Raw genomic sequence first — 20,073 nt, forward strand, 5'->3', positions numbered from 1 at the left:
AAGAAGGAGAGGCAAATTTAAAAAAAGATGATTGGGATGGAAGAAAGGAAGAATGGAAGGGTAAGGACTTCCGCGCTTCCACTCTTTGCCTTCCAACCACCGATCTGATGAATAAGGAATAAACAGATGAGAAAAGAAGGAATTCGGATTTTAGTCGATACTTCACGCGATACCGGCTGGTCAAGTGGATTGATACGAATTGAGCCGGACAACATCTATCGAACCACTAATAACCGAGATTATCTCAGTGAAGCGGTGTTAAAAAATTACGATGTACTGACAATTTGCAGCAACACACCGCTAAAATACACCGAAGCAGAACTCCAACTGATCCGCGAGTTTGTGGAAAATGGCGGTGGACTGTTTTTAGCCGCCAGCACGATCCGATTTGAGCGAGATGTCCGTGAACCGATCTCTGAATTGGGGATTAATCACGTTGCTTCTCTTTTCGGTGCGCGGTTTCTTCCGTTACCTGAAGGACAAGGAGACATGGATACCGACGCGAATCCTTTGCGTGGTTATACAAAGAAAGACCTCCACCTCACTAATCACGAAATTACCGATGGATTGGGAATTGACGACCTGGGTCTCACATATTGTGGGCCCCTTGATATCCCCGCGGAGGGTGGCGTTTTCCTTAAACACAGCGAGACAAAGGAACCGGTAGGTGCTTGTCTTGATTTTGGATCAGGACGAGTGCTATTGATCAACACGCAACTCTTTCAATATGAAAATCACCCTGTATCTGGGCGATTCATTGATTGGTTGGGAATCAACCACCTTTCTTCGGCAACAGAGACCGAGATGATTCCTGATGAAATTCCGGTTGAAGAACACGTCAGAGAGGACGGAAAGATCAAGATTTTCTATACGCACTTCGTCGAGGACCGGGTGGAAACCTGTATGGCATTTGCTAAAAAACTGACGAAAGAGATGTTCTCAAAATTCCCTGAAGGTGAGAAAATTAAATGGAAACTTGATCTGATTCCGTCGTGCGATCATGGATACGGCTTCAGTTGGGAGGATTCGGTAATGACAATCGGAGCATGCGCCGGTCCCTCAAGACTCGCCTATTCTCTTGGTTTTGAGGCGAGTGGGTTGCTCGCCGACAAAACACCGTTTCAGAAGGCGGCGGATGTTCTTTTTGACGGATTCCAATTTTTCTTTGGTATCTGGGCAATGAAATTGCTCGGATTTGGACGAGAAGCAACGATGATGCTCTCCGAATTTGAGGCGCAATTTCGTGAAGACGACGAAGCCGAGGCGTTGATTGACATCGCGAAGGTTTACGAGCAACAATCTCGCAAGCCGATCTGGATACTGAAGGTACTCCTCGAAAAATATGGTGACGACCTGTTTGTTCGGCTCACTGAGATATTCTCCGAAAAGCAAATTGACCCAGAAAAGAATATGCCGGACACAACCTTCTCACGGGTGGATAGACAAATCTGTTACCTCAGCCGGGTGGTAGGTGAGGACCTGTTTCCATGGTTTGAAGAGATCGGTACGACCATCCATCCACTCCCATTATTGCCGAATGACAGCGACGAATTTGCTGCAGCGGTGCGTGGATACCTTAACGAAATGATTCGTGACACAAGCATAGATACAAGCGACAGAATCGATGCAATTGATAGCCTTCTCGAAATCACTGACGAATCTGAGCATCAGGTTTCAGCATTAGTTGCTAAATTGGACACGGCGGACAGATACGAACGCCTGATTGCAGCGGCAAAACTAATCAACAGCTGCGATGATCGGGCAGTGAAAGTGCTCGAAGGGTTGACAGTCGAAACGGCGGATGATGGGCTTGTGGCGATGGCGGTACTGATGTTGGTTCGCAACGGTGGAGGCAGCGAAATCGTAGGTCAACTCGTGGAGATTGCGCCACACCAAGATCATAGATACCAACTCGAAACTGGATACTTACTTGCCAAAATTGGACACCCGGCAGCCGAAGCGTTCTCATACAAGGAGCTCACAGACGAAAATGGTGCGTCTCTCCTAACGATGGATGTCAAACGCAATGAGGAATTATATCACTATCCGATCATCGGCGGCGATCGCGTTGCCGTTTGCAACATAATTCTCCATACACACCATTTCCCACACAACACGCACGCTTCGGGTACTTATGTGAGTTGGGTGCATACCACATCTAAATATCGCCGAAAGGGATTGGCGCGGTGGGCATTTGGTGCGTCAATGTCGCATGAACTGGTTCGCCGATACTCTTGTATCTCTCTTCATACCGGCACGGACAACAACGCCCATGGGATGTACAGGAATTTTGGGTTCGTTGATGGGCTATTGACGCGAGAGTTCACCAAAGCGTTGCGGCATGAACAGGCAAAAGTAGTAGAGGGCTTAGTTATCCGCCCTTACGCACCTGGGGATGAGGTCGCGATGGCAAGGGGACTCAATGCATTTTATGCCGACCGGGTGGAACGCAGACCGAGACGCGCTGAAAGGCGCAGAACTTCTGAAACTCGATTGATTTATCTCGCAGAGAAGGATGGAGAACTGCTTGGATATGTGCAAGCGCAATGCGATGAGAAGGAAAAGAGTGTCCGAATCACCGAATTCTGTCTTAAACCCCTGTCTTCCGAAGATTCTACACATCCGGAAGGTTTCCTTGAGGATGTCGGTGCTGCACTACTCTGTGCGTTGCACAACGGATTGGTCAAGCGTGAGTATAAACGAATTCGCTACGAGCCGGAAGCAGAAGGTGACAAGAATTACATCAGAACGCTGTTCCACAACTTTGGGTACACGTCTGGGGATGTAGGGTGGGTATGGATGTTTAAGATCGTCAACCTGCCGATGCTACTTGGTGAGCTTTCCCCACTACTTTTGAAGCGACTGAACAAGAGCGATGATTACAAGGGCTGGCAAGGGACAATCAGCATCAAAGGTTCGGAACATCAGGCGAGCCTTATCATTAAAGATGGCGAAATTCGTGTATCGGAGGAAATCGCGGAAGATACTGGAATTTGCCTTTCTACAGATGATGATACGATCACCCGATTCATTTTGGGGGTTATCACACCCTATGGTGCACATCTACAGGATCAATTGCACATTGCACCGACAGTCAACGGTTCGGTAACACGTCTGTTAGGGACGCTTTTTCCGAAGCATTAGAAACCCATCATCGCTCGAACGAACGTTGTATTACTCCTCTTCTGTTGAAACAGATTCGTGGTTCTACGGTGACCTGTGAGAATGACGATATAGAAGCCGAGCCAATTGCCTCTGTTGATAGCTTGGATTTCAAAAATACGAGTTCGCAAGTCAGGACGGTATAGGTTTGGAACGTCAGTATCAACTGGGAAAGTTTGTAGGTAGTTTTTGAAGTTTTTATCTCGGTTGGAAAACTTCCGGTATTGGAATCCTCCAAGGACACTTAATCTCGGTGTGAACTGATAATCAAGGCGGACACCAAGAATATCCTCTCGGCTTCGACGGTTAAATCGCAAATATTCAACCGGTTGATCGTCGGTTGGGAGGAACAGGTCTGGGTTGAGTGTTTTTGGAATGTCTTCGGCACTTCGGTCAAAGGCGCGGTCCCAGACGTACTTAACCATAGGTGTTAGCGTTAAATCTGCAGCAATTTTGTTGACATAAGGGAGGTCTCCAAGTGAGATCTCGTATTTCGCCTTCAGAATGGTGAGTTGATTACGGATATTCCGTTCAGGATAACGGCGTTTTTTCCAATTCGCATGGTCATAGATTAAACCGGTGTCAGTCGGGTCAAGTGCGTTAATGCCATGGTCAGGATAGAATGCGCCAAGTCGTACCTGATTAATTGGCACCATAAAATCAACGCGTTCATCGGGTTCAAAGTTCTCTGATATCGGGTCGTATTCAACATCCGTGATAAGTGCCTTTTCTTTATCCTGTTCAAACTGTTTTTGCATGAGAACCAAGAGTTTGGCTTCAAGGGTCAAGTTTCGTACCGCGGTATAGAGGCATTGGAACGTTGTTGTATTTACTCGTGCGTTGTGAAAATCAAGTTCGTCATTAATGTGGATCGGTTCTAATTCTCCAACAGGCAAGGCAACGGCGTAATCCGGAATATCATCCCGTACTCGGACAAATCGGTTTTGGAAGTGAAAACTGCCAAAATTCGGAATGTCGCGTTTATAAGCAACATGTATATATTTAGTGTTATTTTTCCGTCGGCTTGAAATTTCGCTTTCGTTTAACCAACCTGCTTGGACAGTGAGATTATCAAACACATTGTATTTCGCTTTGAGGTGATATCCCTGACGGTCTATACCGTATTCATATTCAGGTTCAAAGTCATCCTCAATCGGATCAACAATACCATTATTATTCAGATCAACAATGTGGGTAAATACAGGTGGGTCGGCTTCAAAAATTAGAAAATCTTCTTGGAAGTCTAATACTCCATTCTGGTTTCGATCATCAGCACGTGGAATCACGCCATCAAAGTCACTGTCATCGGGCCAGCCATCGTCATCATCGTCATCCTCAATCAGTGTATAATTGGCTGCGTCCCACGGAATTTGTTCTTCCGCAATTCGTTCTTCCAAGGGTCTATCCGGTCTGCCGCGTTCAAGCGTGTAAATTTGCCCTCTGTTCGGATGTGCCCCAAAATTCAGATAGTTCGTTGTGTAGCCTGGGTCAATGTGATACAAGACACCTTCTAAATGAAGTTTGCCGAAGCGAGACTTAAGTTGGACGAACCAGGCGGTTTCCCTACCGAGCTTTCCGTTGCCATTTTCATCTGTTCCGTCCCCGCCTAAAAACGCTTCAAAACGTTCACCTTCGGTTTCCGAATACGTGGGGACACCATTTGCATCTACTGGAAGTCGTCTACTGAAATCAATAGAGACACCTGTTTCTTCCTCACCATCTGGTCCTTGAATAGTCGTTTTGGTTCGACTAAATCCGACTTTATCTTTCGGGATAGTCGGGTACTGTTTGTATTTACCATTAATAGAGTAGTGTGTCCTGATGGAAACGTTGCCAATAGTTCCCTCAAGGTCAATTCCGTAGAGAGCTGCAGCTCGAGCAGCACCGTAGCGGTATCGGATTTTTCGAGGTCTCCCTTCAGCTTTCCATTGTGTGGGATTGTCTACAAGTTTTTTCCTGTTTTTGATGTAATCCGGAGATTGACCGTAATTCCCCGGTGCCTCAATTATGTCGCGATACGGCATCTGAATGCGACCATCTGTCGTTTTAATCCACTCTTGTAGATCGGGGTTCTCCTCTGTTCTATTTGCTTCACTAAAGCCGATAACCGATATATTGTAATCGCCCGCCACGACCATATCAAGGACAACAGATTTGACTGTTCGTGGGTCAATGTTAATCCTCTCATCATCGAAAATAAGATCATATTTCATTTTATTGAAACCGTTGACAATTTTCCACTTCCCGTCAACGGAATCTCGGACTTTGGAAGGACCTCCGGCGTGATCAACCGGAACCAATTCATCAGCGAAGACATCGAATCGGTGCGTCGTTTCTGGTAGTGGGTCGGGTTCAATGCCTTCGGCTATAGCTGCAGGGGGTAATTTTTCAAGTGCTTGTGTAACAATCGTAATCTTCATGCTTTTGAAAGCTGCACCGACCCCCTCTTGGATATTATTCTTGTGTAAGTTTGGATCATAAGAACGAAAATCTGTGAATGCACTCGTGTGATTATCCTCAGGCGAGTCATCTCGAAAAACGATGGATATTGTTTCAGGCGGTGTATTGGCGACGGTTCCCATGAATGAGTTTATGAGACGTTCAGGATGTTCTTTATACAAATTTACATAAGTAAACCCTACGCGGAAAAACTCACCTAAAAGTCCCTGTCCTCGAAAACCGACCAGTCGTGCGTTTTCAATGTTCCTGACCCCTGACACTGCGTTCAATCCGTTTCGCCGCCCAAGATCCTCGGCGAGGCTTTCCCCCTGTCCTGGCACATCTGTTATTTTAATGGGATTAGAGATACGTGAATGGATGAGGCTAAAAAGATGGTGCTCCTGCGCAAAGGAGATATCCCACCGAAGCCCATCAAACTCAGTTTTGTATATAATATATCGGTTTGGAAACAGAGAAGCCGGTTTGATCCGCAGGTGATCGCCAATAATAAACTCAGTATGTCTACCAAGAAAGGTTTCTTCAGCTAAGATTGTCCGATCCAGTTGCGCTGTGAAGCGAAGAGTATCCAGCTGACCGCCCCATCCAACAATTAATTTACCGCTCTGATCGAAATTTTTCTGATCGGTATATGTATTGAGTTCGCTGCCTTCAACGATTTCAGCACCATAAAGGTCATAGAAGAATTGCGGTTCTTCGTCCAGTTGGTATCTGCTTGAGAATTTCGCTTCGCTCTCAATAGTAGGCAAGAGCGGCACATACGGTCCGAGACTGTCCGCGCCACAACCATAGAACACGGACGCACTCAGGACGCAAGTCGCTACAAGCATGAAGTTAATCGCTCGTTTTAACGTGTTCATTGGTTATGTTCCTCCTTGCGGACGAATTACCTGAAGATGTTCAAGTCTATGCCTCCATCAAACTGTCTCATTTCCGAATAAGCATTTTGCGGGTTGCCGAAAAGTCGCCTGTGTTAATCGTGTAGAGGTAGACACCACTACTCACAGACTCACCCATCTGATTACGTCCATCCCAATAGATGGCTTGTGCCTGTGAGGAGTAATCGCCAGCAGGAAGCGTTCCCGGCGATAAGCGGCGCACCAACTGCCCCTTCGGGTTGTAAATCTGAATCGTAACATCGCTTTCGTCTGCGAGCCGGAACGGTATCCAAGTTTCCGGATTAAAAGGGTTAGGAAAGTTTTGTAGAAGTTGATTCCGTTTTACCTCCCCTAATATCACGAGCTGCTTCCCGTGCGGGACAACAGTGCCGTGCTGCGAGGGTAGCAGTGCCTTTCCATCCCATATCTGGATTTGCCCTGTATTGGTCTGTGAAAGTAGCACGGATCCATCTCGACTGATAGCAAGATACGTTTGGATAGATGGATAGTCCATGGGTGTCTCTTTCCGCCAGTCCCAGATTTGGAGGTTGCCGTTTCGATTGGTGAAGAGATAGCGAGTGTTTGAGCTGAAATGCACTGGTGCGTCTCCATCCAGTGTTTTCAAAAGTTTTGGACGATTTGGCAAGAGTTTCCAGATTTGGACGGCACCGCGAATAGATACCCCTAATATCGTATGAGTCGCAAAGGCGAACGTTGGGTGTGAACTGTAATAAAGTTCTGGCACTTGCCACTTGTATTGAAAAACAAAGGCATTTCTTTCACGTTTCCATAACAAAATCCAGTAGTTATCATCTTCCGCCTCACCAGCAGCTACCAAGTATTCATCGTTTTTACTGAAAGCGAATCCATAATAAATGTGGATTTGTTCCTGCTTAAGTTTCTGAGGTTTCTTTGGGTTTTTGATGTCTAAGACGAGAAGGTTCCCCCAGTCTTCCTCCGCTGCAATCCATCTTCCTGAGGAACTAAAGGTGATCTCATGAGAATATCCAACGCGATGTGGAAATTGTGTTTTAATGCTGCCGGTCCGAAGGTCGCGTACCTGAACCCATGGGTCTTGAACAACAGCAAATTTTTTATTATCAGGCGAGATGACAAGGTCCTCAAAGAACTCTTTTTCGGCAGAAACGAGCCGTCGCAGCTGCCGTGAAGGAACATCCCAAATCTTGATAAAGTCTCGGGAGACGCTGATCAGTGTGCGACCGTCAGGACTCAACCCTGCATCCCAACCCCAGTCGTTGTGAACGAAATCAGCCCATTCGTTTAAGGGCTGTTTCTTCTCAATATCCCATAGCACGATAGCATCGGTATAGTGTAAAAGCGCGGTTTTTTCATTGGGTGAGAGTGTCATTGATTTCAATCGAGTGAACTCAGTGCCGAACGTATCAATCTGTTGTCCGGAGTTGATATCCCAGACCCGCACTTGATCATCCCAACCCAGCCATGGACCATAATTAGTCCTGCTCAGACGGGATGTCTGCGTCGCAACATACAGACGTTGGCTGTCTGGACTGAATACCATGCTTGAAACCCTTCCATTACCACTCGTTTTTCGCCATAACGGACATTGCGTCTTTACATCCCAAACATGAATTGAAGTTGAATTGCTGTCAAACGTCGCGATGAACGCTCCATCTGGACTGATAGCAACGTCTTCACTCCAGTCCCCAGTGTGTCCATCAAAACGTCCTTCCAAGCGGAGTGTTTTGACATTCCACAACTCAACATTTGAATGTCGTGAGACTATCAGGAGATGACGACCGTCGGTACTAAAAACTATAGCCCGCGTTGATGGAAAATTTACACGCGCCATCGTTCCAATGAATTCTCCGGTTTGCCAGTTCCACAGATGAATTCCATCTTTAAAAGATGTCGCAAATACTGAATCTGTTGGGCTAAATGCTGCGGACCTGACGTAGCTTCCAAACTGCCATTCCATGACTTGTTCACGGGCATTGACATCCCAGATATTTATCGTTGTCGTTCTTGGCTCAGTAGAAGAATGATTCAGGATCGCTAAATGTGTAGCAGTTGGACTAAACACTACATCGCTGTAACGCGTTCTCTCGCCGAATTCATCGACGACTGCACCGGTATGTGCATCAACAATTTGAATGTGTGTCGGGACAGCTCGTAAAATGACTTCGTTGGAAAGAAAAGCGTGCTGCTCTGGACGCGGTTGCCCAATCGTGCCGATCGGTTCAATCGCAAACACGAGGCAGGGGCAGCAGAAAATACCAATTAGTGTGATATAGGAGATTCGTGAGTTTCGATTTGAAAAAGGGGTAAGTATTTTCATGAGAACCTCCAAGTCCTTGCGTAGTGGAATGGGGACGATGATGTACCCAGTGACAGGTCAGGTCCGTAGTGAAAGGTTCATCGCTTCAGTTGTCCCCATGTTGTTGTGAGTTTTCCGTGTGCTTCGACGGCTAAACCGTCAATAAAACCGCTTTTCCAAAGATGATACCCATTCCCGGATACGTCTTTGAAGCGGTTTGCTCCGGGTGCTTCATCGAAATGCCATAACGAAAGCGTATGTTCATCGACCTCAAATTTCCCTTTCGGAACTTCCCACTCCGGTCCGACATATCGGACAACGTTGGAAATCCGAACTTCATCGATATACCCTTTCAATCTCACATTCAACCCTCCGAAGTATTTCCGTTCCTCGTCTTGTGGAACAATTCCACCGATACGGAGTATTTTGTATGATTTGATGAGACGTCCACCGGGACAACATAAATTCCCTCCTTTTCCGTTAAATCCTATCCCTGATGAGGCATCGTAAATCGCCGTGACATGCACCCATTCTCCTTTGGGCAGTGGTTCACCTCCAGAAATGATTCCTCTATCTGCTTTTTTGTGATAGCCCCATGCGCCTAATGCCCCACGATTACCGCCAAGAATCAAATTAAATCGCCCTTCCTGACCGATGATTGACCAAAAGGTCAATCGACCAGGTGGTTCTTCAAAATAGATCCATGCTTCAGCAGTCAACTCTTTAAACTCTTTATTGGGAAACCATCCCTTGACAGTCGCAAGGAAATCGTGGGTTTCATCCAGTCGTAGCATGCCGCCACCTGCTGGTGAAGCGGGTGGTAGTGCTTTAGCACTCAGCGGAATTAGTATAAGTAAAATGAAACAGGTAAAAAGTTTTCGGTATATCATTTTGTGTATCCTTTCTGATGCGAAAAAGGTGATACCGTCTTCATTTAGTCGCTGTCAGATTTCTTCAATCTGCTCCATAGTGTTGTTTGTGTCTGTGCAATTGGAGAAACAGCAAGAAACCCCTCCGGTACCCACTCAGGGGAATACTTGTTCATCCCATCATTTGTCAATCGCTGGATCGGTTTACCCGCCACATTTATCACGTGAACATCAGTACCTCTCCCGCGACCTTGCCATAAAATGTAGGCGATCCATTTCCCATCAGGCGACCACGCAGGTTGGTGGTGAAACCGCGGATCATTATTCACCTGGCGTAAACCGCTGCCATCACGGTTTACGATGAAAAGCGCATGATTTTTCAAAACTCTGTCTTGTGCCTCAGAAAAGACGATCAGTTTTCCATTTGGCGACCACGCAGGATTCGCTCCGTTTCCAGTCCTGAGTTTTCTCAGTCTTTTCCCGTTAGATTGCATTATATAGATACCGTGGCTTGTATCCCGATTTGAATTGAAAGCGATGTGTTTCCCGTCGGGAGACCACGCTGGTTTTGAGTTAAATTGACCCTTGCTTGTAAGTTGCTGCAGTTTTTCACCACGAATGTTCATTTTGTAGATATGGTAACCCTCTTCTCGATCCGATTCAAAAGCGATCCATTGTCCGTCTGGAGACCAGGCAGGATTATTGTCTCGTGCCGGATGGTTCGTCAACCGGCGAGTTTCCCCCTGACTCAGATCCATCACATAAATCTCATAATTTCCGTCTCGATCCGACACATAAGCGAAAGACCTTCCATCGGGTGCCCAGGTCGCAGAAAAATCCTTTGCAGGGTGATCCGTTAAGTTTCGGAGATTCTTACCATTTGTATCAATGATATAGATGTCGTGATTTCCTGTTCGATCAGAGTTAAAAGACACATATCCAACGCCGGGTTTCTGAGCATAAACCTTCGTCAGGAATAGCATGCTACTTGCTAAGAACACAACTCCGAATATCATGCCAAAGTGTTTACGTTTCATCTTTGTATTCTCCTTACTTTTTGTTTCGATTTTCTGCCTATCGCTAAATGGATAGAAGCGATGCGGCAATTGCGTAGGGGAAAGCCGATCGCATTGATGCGTGTTTCTCCAAGGAGAAAGGCTCTCCCATGGTTTACTCAGCGTTGTTAATGTATTAGCAATTTTCATGCCAAAGATAATTTAGGCGAGAAACCGTGTTTAAAAACAGAATCCACACAATTCTGCTTAACGGGGTATTCTTAAGTGTTCAATTTCTGGACAATTTTGTTCAAAGTTGGGAAGGTACTGCGGTTGGAAACCCATTGATACTTTGGGTTTTATAGGGCATAGAGAGCAGCTTGCACAAAATAGGGCATTCTTTATATTCTATTGCACGAAATCGAGCGTAGTTCGCCTAAGTGTTCCCCAGAGTACCATCTGTGTGTTCGCGCTCGGTGAAACACTCAACGCCGATGGCACCCATGCGGGGGAAAATTCCTCTCCTGGATCCTGTGTTAATTTTCGGAGCCCACCGCCTGCTGCACGGATTAGATAGATGTCTTTGTTCGCACCTTGGATTGACACATAGGCGATCCATTGACCGTCGGACGATGCAGCGGGTTCTTCACACGCGTGTCCAGCGTTCGTTAATTTTTTCGGATTTTCTCCGTCAGTATCCACAGCAAACAGTATCGGTACCTTTACACCGCCAAGCACGTCGCTGGAAAGGTAGATCCGTTTCCCGTTGGAAGCCCAAGCTGGATGTGTCGCGGAAACCTGTGTGAGTGATCGTTGTTTTTCGCCATCAGCGTTCATGACATGGATGCCACCGATGCCGTCTTGCGTGGAACGAAATGCGATCCACTCTCCGTCTGGTGACCAGGCTGGCGTTGAATTGTGTCCGCCTTTGTTTGTGAGCCTCTGAACCTTCTTGCCGTTCACATCCATTGTGTAGATGTCAGTGTCCGCTGCGTGGTCGCGTGCTTGGTTAGATGCAAATGCGATCCACCTACCATCCGGTGACCACGCCGGATCAATATCGGTAGCACGGTGGTTTGTCAGTCTCCGAGATTCCTTCGTGTTCATATCCATGATATAAATCTCTGGATTCCCATCCCTGTTTGAGACATAGGCGAAGGCACGACCATCTGGAGACCATGATGGCGAAGAGTCGTCAGATGGATGATTCGTTAAGTTGACGAGATTCTTACCGTTTATATCTATGATATAGATGTCAAGGTTACCTGTCCTATTGGAAGTGAAGGCAACTCTTCCGCTGCTCCAAACGTTCATTATCAACAGGCTACTCTTGAACAATAATGCCAAGAAAAATAACATTTTTTTCATCAATAGAATTTCTCCCGATTGAATTTAAATTGCGTCTCTATCCACCAAGCAGTCAGAAAAAATAGAGCGATATAAGACATTGAGGTGTTACCACATAATATCATATCGCTCTGTTCCTAAGCCAATTTATTTGTTTTTTATTAGGTTTAAGTGCTTTTATAAGAGTGTCTATAGCCCCAGAAGACAGGTGTATAACTATAGTAGATTTACAATTACTTTAGACATTGTGATCGGTGCGGTTGGAAACCGCACCTACCATGGGCGGGAAACGTTGTTCCTACCTCTAACGACCTGTCACGCTGCATCTATTTTGGACGTTTCAGCGCGCCCCATGTCGTCGTCAAAGACCTTTCAGGCTCCACCGACCACAATCGCTTCCTCACGGGTGTATATGCCTCAATAAGTTCGACAAGAGATGCAAGCTTGAATTGCTGTGCCAATTGGATAGGACGCTGTCCATTCCTGTTTCTGATGTGGACCCTGGTGTCCGGTTGCAACAATAGCACCTCAGCAATCTTAAGTGCAACCGATATCTCGTCGATGCCGCGTAACACTACATGATGTAGCGCAGTCCCCTCCCATCCTGCTCAGTGAGGTTGAGCTTCGGGTCCTCGCGCAGTATCTGTTTCACAGTTTCAACCGAACCGTAATTTACCTCAAAAATTAGTGGATACTTAGGACTACATCTGCCATCCGTCTCGACACGGACGTAATCGTGAAAAAAACAGTTGCGGACGTGATGATTTTCAGGCAGGTACTTATAGAACCAAGTGATGCCGTTTTTGTCGTCCTTGCCGAGTCCCCCCCGAGGTCTCTCGAGAAACCCGACATGATTGAACGTGGCTGCTTGCCCATCGTCGCAAGGAAGCCGCCGATACTGATCAGATCTTCACGCGCATGAGTATCCGCCAGACCGAAGGCGTGTCCCAGTTCGTGGAGGAGCGTGTAAAACAATGATGGATCGGCAACATCTCTCCCTCCTACTTTTATACACAAATCAGGGGCTTTACCGATTGTTATCATTGTAGAGGAATTCCCTTCCCCAGGACAGTCAAAGGTGATACGCATGTCCAACCCAAGCAAAGATTGATCACCCTCTCCGCACTTCTCAACATCCGGCTGTCGGACCAGAAGGAAATCGTTGGTGAACTGCTTGTTTGGGTAGCGCGCCCGCAGCGGTTGTAACCACGTCTGCAGAGCCTTGGTAATCAACGCCTTCAGTTCCTTTTCTTTTTGTCGGAACTCATCCGGGCAGCCAGCGGTGAAATTGTAACCGATACGCCACTGCGGTTTATCTATTCTGTCCATCAATACGTTAAGTTCTTTGGATGTACTCGCAAAAAATCCCTGCGCAGCAGATGAGATACCGAAAAGTAGCCCGCACAGCAGCAGCACTAAGAACCGGTTGATTGTTTCTAAGGGTTTTTGTCTCCATCGCATGTCCAATACCTCTTTATCTGTTCTCGAATTTTACGCTAAATCTCAGATTGCGGCTCTATCTTTCGCTTTAGGATAGTACCGTGCGCACCCAGCACAACTATGCCAAATCCTTCAACATCGTCAACATGGTACAAATCTTCACTGGTACCGGATTCCTCGATTTCCCATGTTGTGCCACGATCTTTAGTGTGCAGAATTAGCCCACCTTCACCGACAATCCAACCTTCCATTTCGTTGATGAAAGAAACATCATAAAGGTGTGTACTTATGCCCGTGTTGACTGCAGACCATGCCAAACCTCCGTCTGCCGTGCGGAGGACAATGCCGTCTCTTCCGACAGTCCACCCTTTTAGGCGATTTAAGAAAGACACACCGTAGAGGTCATATCCTGTGTTGGTTGTCTGAAGATGCCACGTGTCTCCTTGGTCATTCGTCCAAAGGACTTTTCCCCACGATCCGACAGCCCAACCGTAACGCTCCTCTACTATCTGGATGTCACGATAGGATGCCGAAGTTTCGTTTTCCTGATGTCTCCAGATTGTATTTCCGTCCTTGTTGTGCAGGATAACACCTTCTTTACCGGCGGCCCATCCTTCGCCGAAGCCTTAAAAATATGCGGCGTAAAGTTGACACGCTTCTTTTATATGCTGACTCTCTTGATCGTAGCCATCCATCATCGGTTTGGTGATTTCGTTTAGTACTTGCCATGTCATACCGCCATCAGTCGTGGATAGGAAACTCGCGTCTTGGGTAAGCACCCAACCGATCTCTGAGGAAACAAAGTGAACAGCGATTAGGGGTGTATCTACAGGAGATTCAATACTCTTCCAAGTGTTGCCTCCATCTAAGGTGCGGAGCATCGTACTGGAATTACCGACTGCCCATCCTTCAATAGGATTGATGAAGGAAATATCCGCTGATTTCATGTCGGAATCCACACCCATTATTCGGAAGGGTCCGTCGTTACGTAAGATATCCCACCCAGCATCTACCTTCGGGAGTTCAGTTTCGATCTCCTCAAAGGATCGCTTACGCGGCGTGTATTTTGATATTGTGGGAATTGTATAGGCGATAGCGATGCCATCTTCACCGACAGCGAATATCTTATCCTCTGTGACACTGATGTCGCTAAGATTTTTGTCCGTTCCGCTATTTTCCCGTGTCCAAGTTTTACCGCCATCCTGTGTGAGGAGGAGTGTTCCTTCGTCCCCAACCGCTACGCCTACAGTGGGAGAAGCGAAGAAGATTTTGTTGAGATTCGCCTGTGTACGTGTGTATTGCGTCTCCCATGTTTTTCCAGCATCAGCGGTATGCAGGATGAGGCCATACTGTCCAGAGATCCAACCGTGTTCGGCATCTATGAAGTAAATCGAGTAGAGTTCGTTAAATGTTCCGCTTTCTTGGGGTGCCCACGTTTTCCCGCCGTCAATAGTGTGTAGGATTTTGCCGGGCCAACCGATGGTCCACCCTTCGTTCGGTGAGATGAAGCAGAGTCCTTTTAAGAGCTCAAATATATACCCGCGTTGTTCGATCCAGTTTTCTCCGCCGTTGTTGGTATAGAAGATACCGCCCATATCACCGACCGCCCAGCCACGCTCGCTATTTAGGAACTGCACATCGTGCAAGCCGATCCAGTCATATCCTTTTTGGATTTCCCATGTTTCTCCGTCCTTGGTATGTAGAATATAGCCGGAATCGCCGATCGCCCACGCCTCTTCTTCGCTCACTGCGGTTACTTTATTTAAGCCGACAGAGAGACCACTCTCCTGCCGTTCCCAAGAGCGTCCTTCGTTCTCGATCCGAAAGATGGCGCCGCGATGCCCGACAGCCCAGCCGCGTCCACCTTCTGCTATCTCCACACCTGCTAAAGGTTCGGCACTACTTTCCGCATCAATCGTCCACGTTTTTCCGCCATCGGTAGAATGCAGCATCGTTCCGTAGCTGCCAACTGCCCAGATATGTTTAGCATCAGGAGAATGGACAGCCATCAGATCGCTGCGTGTACCCGTCTGTTGGACGGTCCATGTCTGTCCACCGTCCTGTGTGTGCAACACATCGCCAGCCTGTGCTGCCAACCATCCTTTTTTAGGGTCTGTGGAAACAGAGATCATAGATGGCGTGTGTATCCGCAATACCCGGTTCCCCACGATGCCATGTTTCCCCACCATCTGTCGTTGAGAGAACTGTAGATCCGATCCCCACAGCCCAACCGTTCTTTTGATTGCGATCAAACCTTATACCGAGTAAGCTATACTCAGGTGCTATTGATTCATAGTCCCATGTTTTGCCGCCGTCCGTCGTGCGCAATGTTGTGCCGAGTTGGGCAATCAACCAACCTTCGTTCTCATTGACAAAGTGGATGTCAAGTAGTGCCTCACCTACACCGCTGGGACGAAATTTCCACGTTTTTCCTCCGTTTTCGGTGTAATAGAGCGCACCCCCTTCTCCAGTTATCCATCCTCGCTGTTCATCGAAGAAGTGGAGACTGATGAGACCGCTGTCTGTAACAACCTGCTTCTGCCAGTTCCTGCCGCCGTTTTTAGTCTGTAAAAAGATTCCTTCATTTCCGACGATCCAGCCCTGTTTTTTGTTAAGGAATTGCATCTTATTCAGACGTGCTTCGGTGCCACTTTTCTGCGTTTCCCAGTTTTTGCCACTATCTACTGTGTAGAGGATTGTCCCTTTCTCTCCGATGACCCAACCGTGTTTTGCGTCGAGAAAGAAGACGTCTCTGAATTCTACCTCCCAGTCAGCTTTTCTAACGATTTCTGCCTCGACCGGCGCGGGTTTTTGGATTGTTTTCACACCACATCCACTGAGTAGCACAAGCACTGATATGGCTGTTGTGATGATACGCATGTGTCCCCCTGTCTCTGATTTATTTTTTCAAGGTAACATTTTAGTGTCTCCCAATAATTTTGCAAGCCTTAAAAGCGACCCCTGAATTGTCTTTAAGACTATTTCTATTCAGACCTTCATTTAATCGCTGTCAGATTTTTTCAGTCTGCCCCAGAGGGTCGTTTGCTTTTCCGCAGTCGGGGACACAGAGAGAAAATTCTCTGGCACCCACGCTGGAAAACGATCTCTTGCTGGGTGCTTTGTTAATTGCCGCGTTTCGATGCCGTCAGGACTGACAAGATGGATATTTGAATCTCGATTTAGGTTGCCCCACGGACTTTCAACTTCTAATTCATAGGCGATCCACCGTCCATCCGGAGACCACGCGGAAATGCCACTCCATGTGTTTTCTAGTGTGATTCTCCGATTGTTTTGCCCATCATCTGTCATGATGTAAATGCCGACCCCCGCAAGATCGGTCATGCTATAGGCAATCTGTTTTCCATCGGGCGACCAGGTCGGCTTGCCTCCCCCGAACCTCCTTTCTCTAACGCGTCTGGCATTTTTTCCATTGGACTTCATCAGAAAGAGGTCGTTTCCTTCTTTTCTGGTAGAATAGAAAAGAATTCGATCTCCATCGGGCGACCACTTCGGAAACCTATTGTATCCGGTGTCTGTCAGTAGCTGTAGGTCTCCGGTGTTGACATTGATTTTGTAAATGTGATTCGTAGGCGTTGGAACGTCGGGTAGATTGGACGTAAAGGCGATCCATTGTCCATCGGGCGACCAATCGGGATCAAAATCTGCTTTCGATGCCAGATGGGTCGTTAGGGGACGGAGTTCGTTGTGATTCCTATTCATCAGATAAATCCTGTTAGTGCCACTCCGATTAGAAACAAAAGCCATCCACTGTCCGTCAGGTGAGAATGCGGCTTGCCAATCTCGTGCTAGGTGGTTTGTGAGGTTCTGAAGATTTTTCTCTTTTGTATCCATGATGTAAATCTCATTGTTCCCCTCTCTCGGAGAAGTGAAGGCGATATGTGTCGCCTCAGAGACTTGTGCATAAAATCCCACCGCAAGTAGGAAATACACGAATATCACTGTTGTTTGCAACGGGATATAGATAATTTTACATTTCATTTTTCTGCTCTCCGGTGTGTCATTCAGAAATAATCCGTTTGACTCAGGAAGGGACCTGAAAAGGTTAAGAAAACTTAATCTCCTTTATCCGCAACCGTGTAAAACTGAATTGTGTCAATGTTCCCGGCTCCCGTCATTGAATGTTTTGTAATTTTGATAGCGTCTGTCTCAGCAATAAGTGGGATTTCATACGGGAATTGGATTCCGCCGGGTACTTTCTTGGTAGGTACCCATTGATTTCTCTTGTCACGCACGTGAATTTCAATGTTTCGGATTTTTCCAGAGCCGAGAAGCACAACTTTCCGAATATCCGCTCTCTCTGGGAGCGAATAAATTTCGCCGTGGAAAGTCATCTTTTCACTCACTGGACGATCTACCAAAACATACTCCTGCTCCGTAAAAAGTGCGGTGCATCCGATCTGTGACAAACAAGCGAGCATAAAGATTAGGTATTTCCATCTACGCATGATTCTTTCTCCTTAATTCTATAGACATAGCACCCCTACGGGGTGAGGAAAGAGACAAAAACGCTTTCTGAAATGTGCGAAACTTGTTAGTAGCAACTTGGGTGACTAATAGGTGGAGCGATGCGGCAATCGAGTCGGGAAAGCCTATCGCATCGCTCCGTATTTTCCAAGGAGGAAGGCTCTCCCCTGGTTTACTCAGCGTTGTTAGTATACTTAGCAATTTTCATGCCAAAGACAATTCAAAAAAATCGTGTTTAAAGATGGATTTCTCATAATCCTACTTGACGGAATGCTTTCTGATGTTCAATTTTTGGACAGTTTTGTTCAAAGTCCTGTGTGTAGAAGTTCTTGACATTCGTCGATTTTCCAAGTATACTGAGCGGCGGAATGGTGCAAAGAGAATTTTCAATGCAATAACATCTTTGACAACGCTGCGGCGAAAGCAGATCTGAACTTCCGATGGACGATTCCATTTGTTGAGAGTGTCCGTCGTATTGTGGCTTGGGTGGATGCCAGCGACCGCATTCACGACAAAGATGAACCTCCAATTTACAGCGAAATTATTGAAAGGCGGAAGAATCTTAGCACGAAAGAGACTTTTTTCGGTTCATCTGACAACACAGAGACTTAAATGCAGTATTCAATCTTTCTTTATTCACGTCGAAACTTGAAAGTTTCGTTCCTTGTGACGATATCAACGCTTTTTATTATGACAATGACACCAACCAATTTGCTGGCAGAAGGTGCTGAGAAAACGCACCCTAAAAGGGTAATATTTGAGACGGATATGTCTACCGACGTAGATGATGTTGGCGCGCTCGCTGTACTGCACGCTTTGGCAGATGGCGGTGAGGCTGAAATCCTTGCGATCAGTTTCAATGAAGTACATCCGAGTGCTGCCGATGCCATTTGTGCAATAAATACATGGTATAATCGGGGCAACATTCCGATCGGTATCTATAAGGGCGATCTCGCTGACCCTGATGAATCCAGCTACTTGGACACGATCGCTAATTTCCCACACAATCTCCCAACTATTCCAACCCCCAGTTCCTTAGAGCTTTATCTACAGGTGCTTGATGAACAACCCGATAGTTCGGTGACGATTATCAGCGTTGGGTTCCTCAACAATCTCTACGATCTTCTGAAAGCTGATCCTAATCTCATTACGCAGAAAGTCACTGAACTCGTGGTGATGGCAGGGGTTGTTAACGACCCTTACAACACAGTTCGCCACGATTTGATTGATAAGTCAGAATATGTTATCCGTAATTGGCCGACACGGCTTGTTATCAGCCATTATGGAGAGTCTGTACAGACCGGAGCGAGACTCGCAGAAACGCCTGCCGAAAATCCTGTCCGAGAGGCATATTATCGGCGATTCAACGGGCAGTACAAGGGGCGTTCCAGTTGGGATCAGCTTGCGGTTCTATATGGTGTGCGCGGTCTTAGCGACTACTTTACTGAAATTACAGATGGCAAAGGTAGGTTGTCGAATGGATACGAATGGGAGATGAAACCCGGTTTTCGGTCTTATCTGGATCCGAAGGTGTCGGATAGTGAGTTTGTCCGTATTGTTGAAGACTTGATGATTAAACCGCCGCGGAGATAACCTAAAAAGCGCAGCTGTATAATTTCAGTTTGTAGTAGCGCAATTCGTTGCGCGTTTGTGTTTTATAATGGGTGATGAATCGCCCTACTACGAACTTAAGGATGTCCTGAAAGGAACACCAGCCACAATGGCGGACTTTTACACAATTGAGAAACGGGATGGACGTTGGTGGTTCATCACACCTGACGACGCGCGGTTCTGGTCTATTGGCATGAACCATATCGACTCAGCTGCGTTGCGATACACGGAGTCAGGCGGCGTGTGGGATCGCGAATTCGGCAACAGTCATAAGCAGTGGCTACGGGCGGTCGCCAATGATTTGCGTGACTGGGGGTTTAATACGATTGGCTGGACTCAGGAAGTCGTAATTATCACCGAAGGCTACCACCGCCACTCGCGTCCCTTCACTTATGAGGAATACCAATGGGCGGACATGCCTTACTGCCATCTGCTCCCTTTCACCGAGGCACATCAGTGGCAGGTTGAGGTCCGTATGCCCGACCTGATGAGTTCCGACTTCGAGGAGTGGTGCGATTACGTCGCCCGCGATG

General features: G+C 46.9%; 15 protein-coding genes. 3 read left to right on the forward strand and 12 right to left on the reverse strand.

All coding sequences use genetic code 11. The features are described 5' to 3' along the window. The first annotated feature begins 126 nt into the window (after window positions 1-126). A complete protein-coding gene (locus OXH39_05215) occupies window positions 127-3,144 on the forward strand; it encodes a hypothetical protein (GenBank protein ID MCY3549840.1) in 3,018 nt (1,005 codons plus the stop codon). Here OXH39_05215 and OXH39_05220 read toward each other — a convergent pair. The 12 genes from OXH39_05220 to OXH39_05275 form a co-directional block, all read right to left on the reverse strand. Then, entirely contained in the window at window positions 3,141-6,479 is a 3,339-nt protein-coding gene (locus OXH39_05220; GenBank protein MCY3549841.1) for a hypothetical protein, read from the reverse strand. The genes OXH39_05215 and OXH39_05220 overlap by 4 nt on opposite strands. Before the next feature lie 67 nt (window positions 6,480-6,546). Beyond that, window positions 6,547-8,814, reverse strand: coding sequence for a T9SS type A sorting domain-containing protein (locus tag OXH39_05225; protein MCY3549842.1), 2,268 nt, complete (start codon window positions 8,812-8,814; stop codon window positions 6,547-6,549). A 77-nt stretch (window positions 8,815-8,891) separates the two neighbouring features. Then, window positions 8,892-9,683, reverse strand: a complete 792-nt coding sequence (locus tag OXH39_05230) for a LamG domain-containing protein (protein MCY3549843.1) — start codon at window positions 9,681-9,683, stop codon at window positions 8,892-8,894. Between the two features lie 44 nt (window positions 9,684-9,727). After that, the gene (locus OXH39_05235) at window positions 9,728-10,699 is read right to left on the reverse strand and encodes a DPP IV N-terminal domain-containing protein (protein ID MCY3549844.1); all 972 of its coding nucleotides are present in this window, start codon (window positions 10,697-10,699) and stop codon (window positions 9,728-9,730) included. A gap of 366 nt (window positions 10,700-11,065) precedes the next feature. After that, window positions 11,066-12,025: a DPP IV N-terminal domain-containing protein gene (locus OXH39_05240; protein MCY3549845.1), complete on the reverse strand. Its 960-nt coding sequence runs from the start codon at window positions 12,023-12,025 to the stop codon at window positions 11,066-11,068. Between the two features lie 305 nt (window positions 12,026-12,330). After that, a complete protein-coding gene (locus OXH39_05245; GenBank protein MCY3549846.1) occupies window positions 12,331-12,579 on the reverse strand; it encodes a hypothetical protein in 249 nt (82 codons plus the stop codon). A gap of 109 nt (window positions 12,580-12,688) precedes the next feature. Continuing rightward, window positions 12,689-13,465 carry a hypothetical protein gene (locus tag OXH39_05250; protein ID MCY3549847.1) on the reverse strand — a complete coding sequence of 259 codons (777 nt, stop codon included), beginning with the start codon at window positions 13,463-13,465 and terminating at the stop codon, window positions 12,689-12,691. A gap of 35 nt (window positions 13,466-13,500) precedes the next feature. After that, window positions 13,501-14,004 carry a YCF48-related protein gene (locus OXH39_05255; protein ID MCY3549848.1) on the reverse strand — a complete coding sequence of 168 codons (504 nt, stop codon included), beginning with the start codon at window positions 14,002-14,004 and terminating at the stop codon, window positions 13,501-13,503. A 66-nt stretch (window positions 14,005-14,070) separates the two neighbouring features. Then, window positions 14,071-15,576 (reverse strand): YCF48-related protein, encoded by a 1,506-nt coding sequence (locus OXH39_05260; GenBank protein MCY3549849.1) that lies wholly within the window; start codon window positions 15,574-15,576, stop codon window positions 14,071-14,073. Next, window positions 15,551-16,324, reverse strand: coding sequence for a YCF48-related protein (locus OXH39_05265; GenBank protein ID MCY3549850.1), 774 nt, complete (start codon window positions 16,322-16,324; stop codon window positions 15,551-15,553). Before OXH39_05265 ends, OXH39_05260 begins: the two co-directional genes overlap by 26 nt. Before the next feature lie 120 nt (window positions 16,325-16,444). Next, a complete protein-coding gene (locus tag OXH39_05270) occupies window positions 16,445-17,443 on the reverse strand; it encodes a hypothetical protein (protein ID MCY3549851.1) in 999 nt (332 codons plus the stop codon). 74 nt (window positions 17,444-17,517) lie between these two features. Then, window positions 17,518-17,910 carry a hypothetical protein gene (locus OXH39_05275; protein MCY3549852.1) on the reverse strand — a complete coding sequence of 131 codons (393 nt, stop codon included), beginning with the start codon at window positions 17,908-17,910 and terminating at the stop codon, window positions 17,518-17,520. Between the two features lie 631 nt (window positions 17,911-18,541). Here OXH39_05275 and OXH39_05280 point away from each other — a divergent pair. Both OXH39_05280 and OXH39_05285 read left to right on the forward strand, forming a co-directional pair. Continuing rightward, window positions 18,542-19,522, forward strand: coding sequence for a nucleoside hydrolase (locus OXH39_05280; protein MCY3549853.1), 981 nt, complete (start codon window positions 18,542-18,544; stop codon window positions 19,520-19,522). A 67-nt stretch (window positions 19,523-19,589) separates the two neighbouring features. Next, window positions 19,590-20,073, forward strand: a 484-nt coding sequence (locus tag OXH39_05285; protein ID MCY3549854.1) for a hypothetical protein, incomplete at its 3' end; no start/stop codon positions are given.

Source organism: Candidatus Poribacteria bacterium, assembly GCA_026702755.1.
In the GTDB taxonomy this organism is placed as follows: Bacteria; Poribacteria; WGA-4E; order WGA-4E; family WGA-3G; genus WGA-3G.

Excerpts from the sequence above, each read along its gene's own strand:
- OXH39_05240 (MCY3549845.1), bottom strand. The coding sequence starts at position 12,025 with ATGAAAAAAATGTTATTTTTCTTGGCATTATTGTTCAAGAGTAGCCTG.
- OXH39_05225 (MCY3549842.1), bottom strand. The coding sequence starts at position 8,814 with ATGAAAATACTTACCCCTTTTTCAAATCGAAACTCACGAATCTCCTAT.
- OXH39_05250 (MCY3549847.1), bottom strand. The coding sequence starts at position 13,465 with ATGCGATGGAGACAAAAACCCTTAGAAACAATCAACCGGTTCTTAGTG.
- OXH39_05270 (MCY3549851.1), bottom strand. The coding sequence starts at position 17,443 with ATGAAATGTAAAATTATCTATATCCCGTTGCAAACAACAGTGATATTC.
- OXH39_05220 (MCY3549841.1), bottom strand. The coding sequence starts at position 6,479 with ATGAACACGTTAAAACGAGCGATTAACTTCATGCTTGTAGCGACTTGC.
- OXH39_05215 (MCY3549840.1), top strand. The coding sequence starts at position 127 with ATGAGAAAAGAAGGAATTCGGATTTTAGTCGATACTTCACGCGATACC.
- OXH39_05265 (MCY3549850.1), bottom strand. The coding sequence starts at position 16,324 with ATGCGTATCATCACAACAGCCATATCAGTGCTTGTGCTACTCAGTGGA.
- OXH39_05260 (MCY3549849.1), bottom strand. The coding sequence starts at position 15,576 with ATGATCTCTGTTTCCACAGACCCTAAAAAAGGATGGTTGGCAGCACAG.
- OXH39_05235 (MCY3549844.1), bottom strand. The coding sequence starts at position 10,699 with ATGAAACGTAAACACTTTGGCATGATATTCGGAGTTGTGTTCTTAGCA.
- OXH39_05230 (MCY3549843.1), bottom strand. The coding sequence starts at position 9,683 with ATGATATACCGAAAACTTTTTACCTGTTTCATTTTACTTATACTAATT.
- OXH39_05275 (MCY3549852.1), bottom strand. The coding sequence starts at position 17,910 with ATGCGTAGATGGAAATACCTAATCTTTATGCTCGCTTGTTTGTCACAG.
- OXH39_05280 (MCY3549853.1), top strand. The coding sequence starts at position 18,542 with ATGCAGTATTCAATCTTTCTTTATTCACGTCGAAACTTGAAAGTTTCG.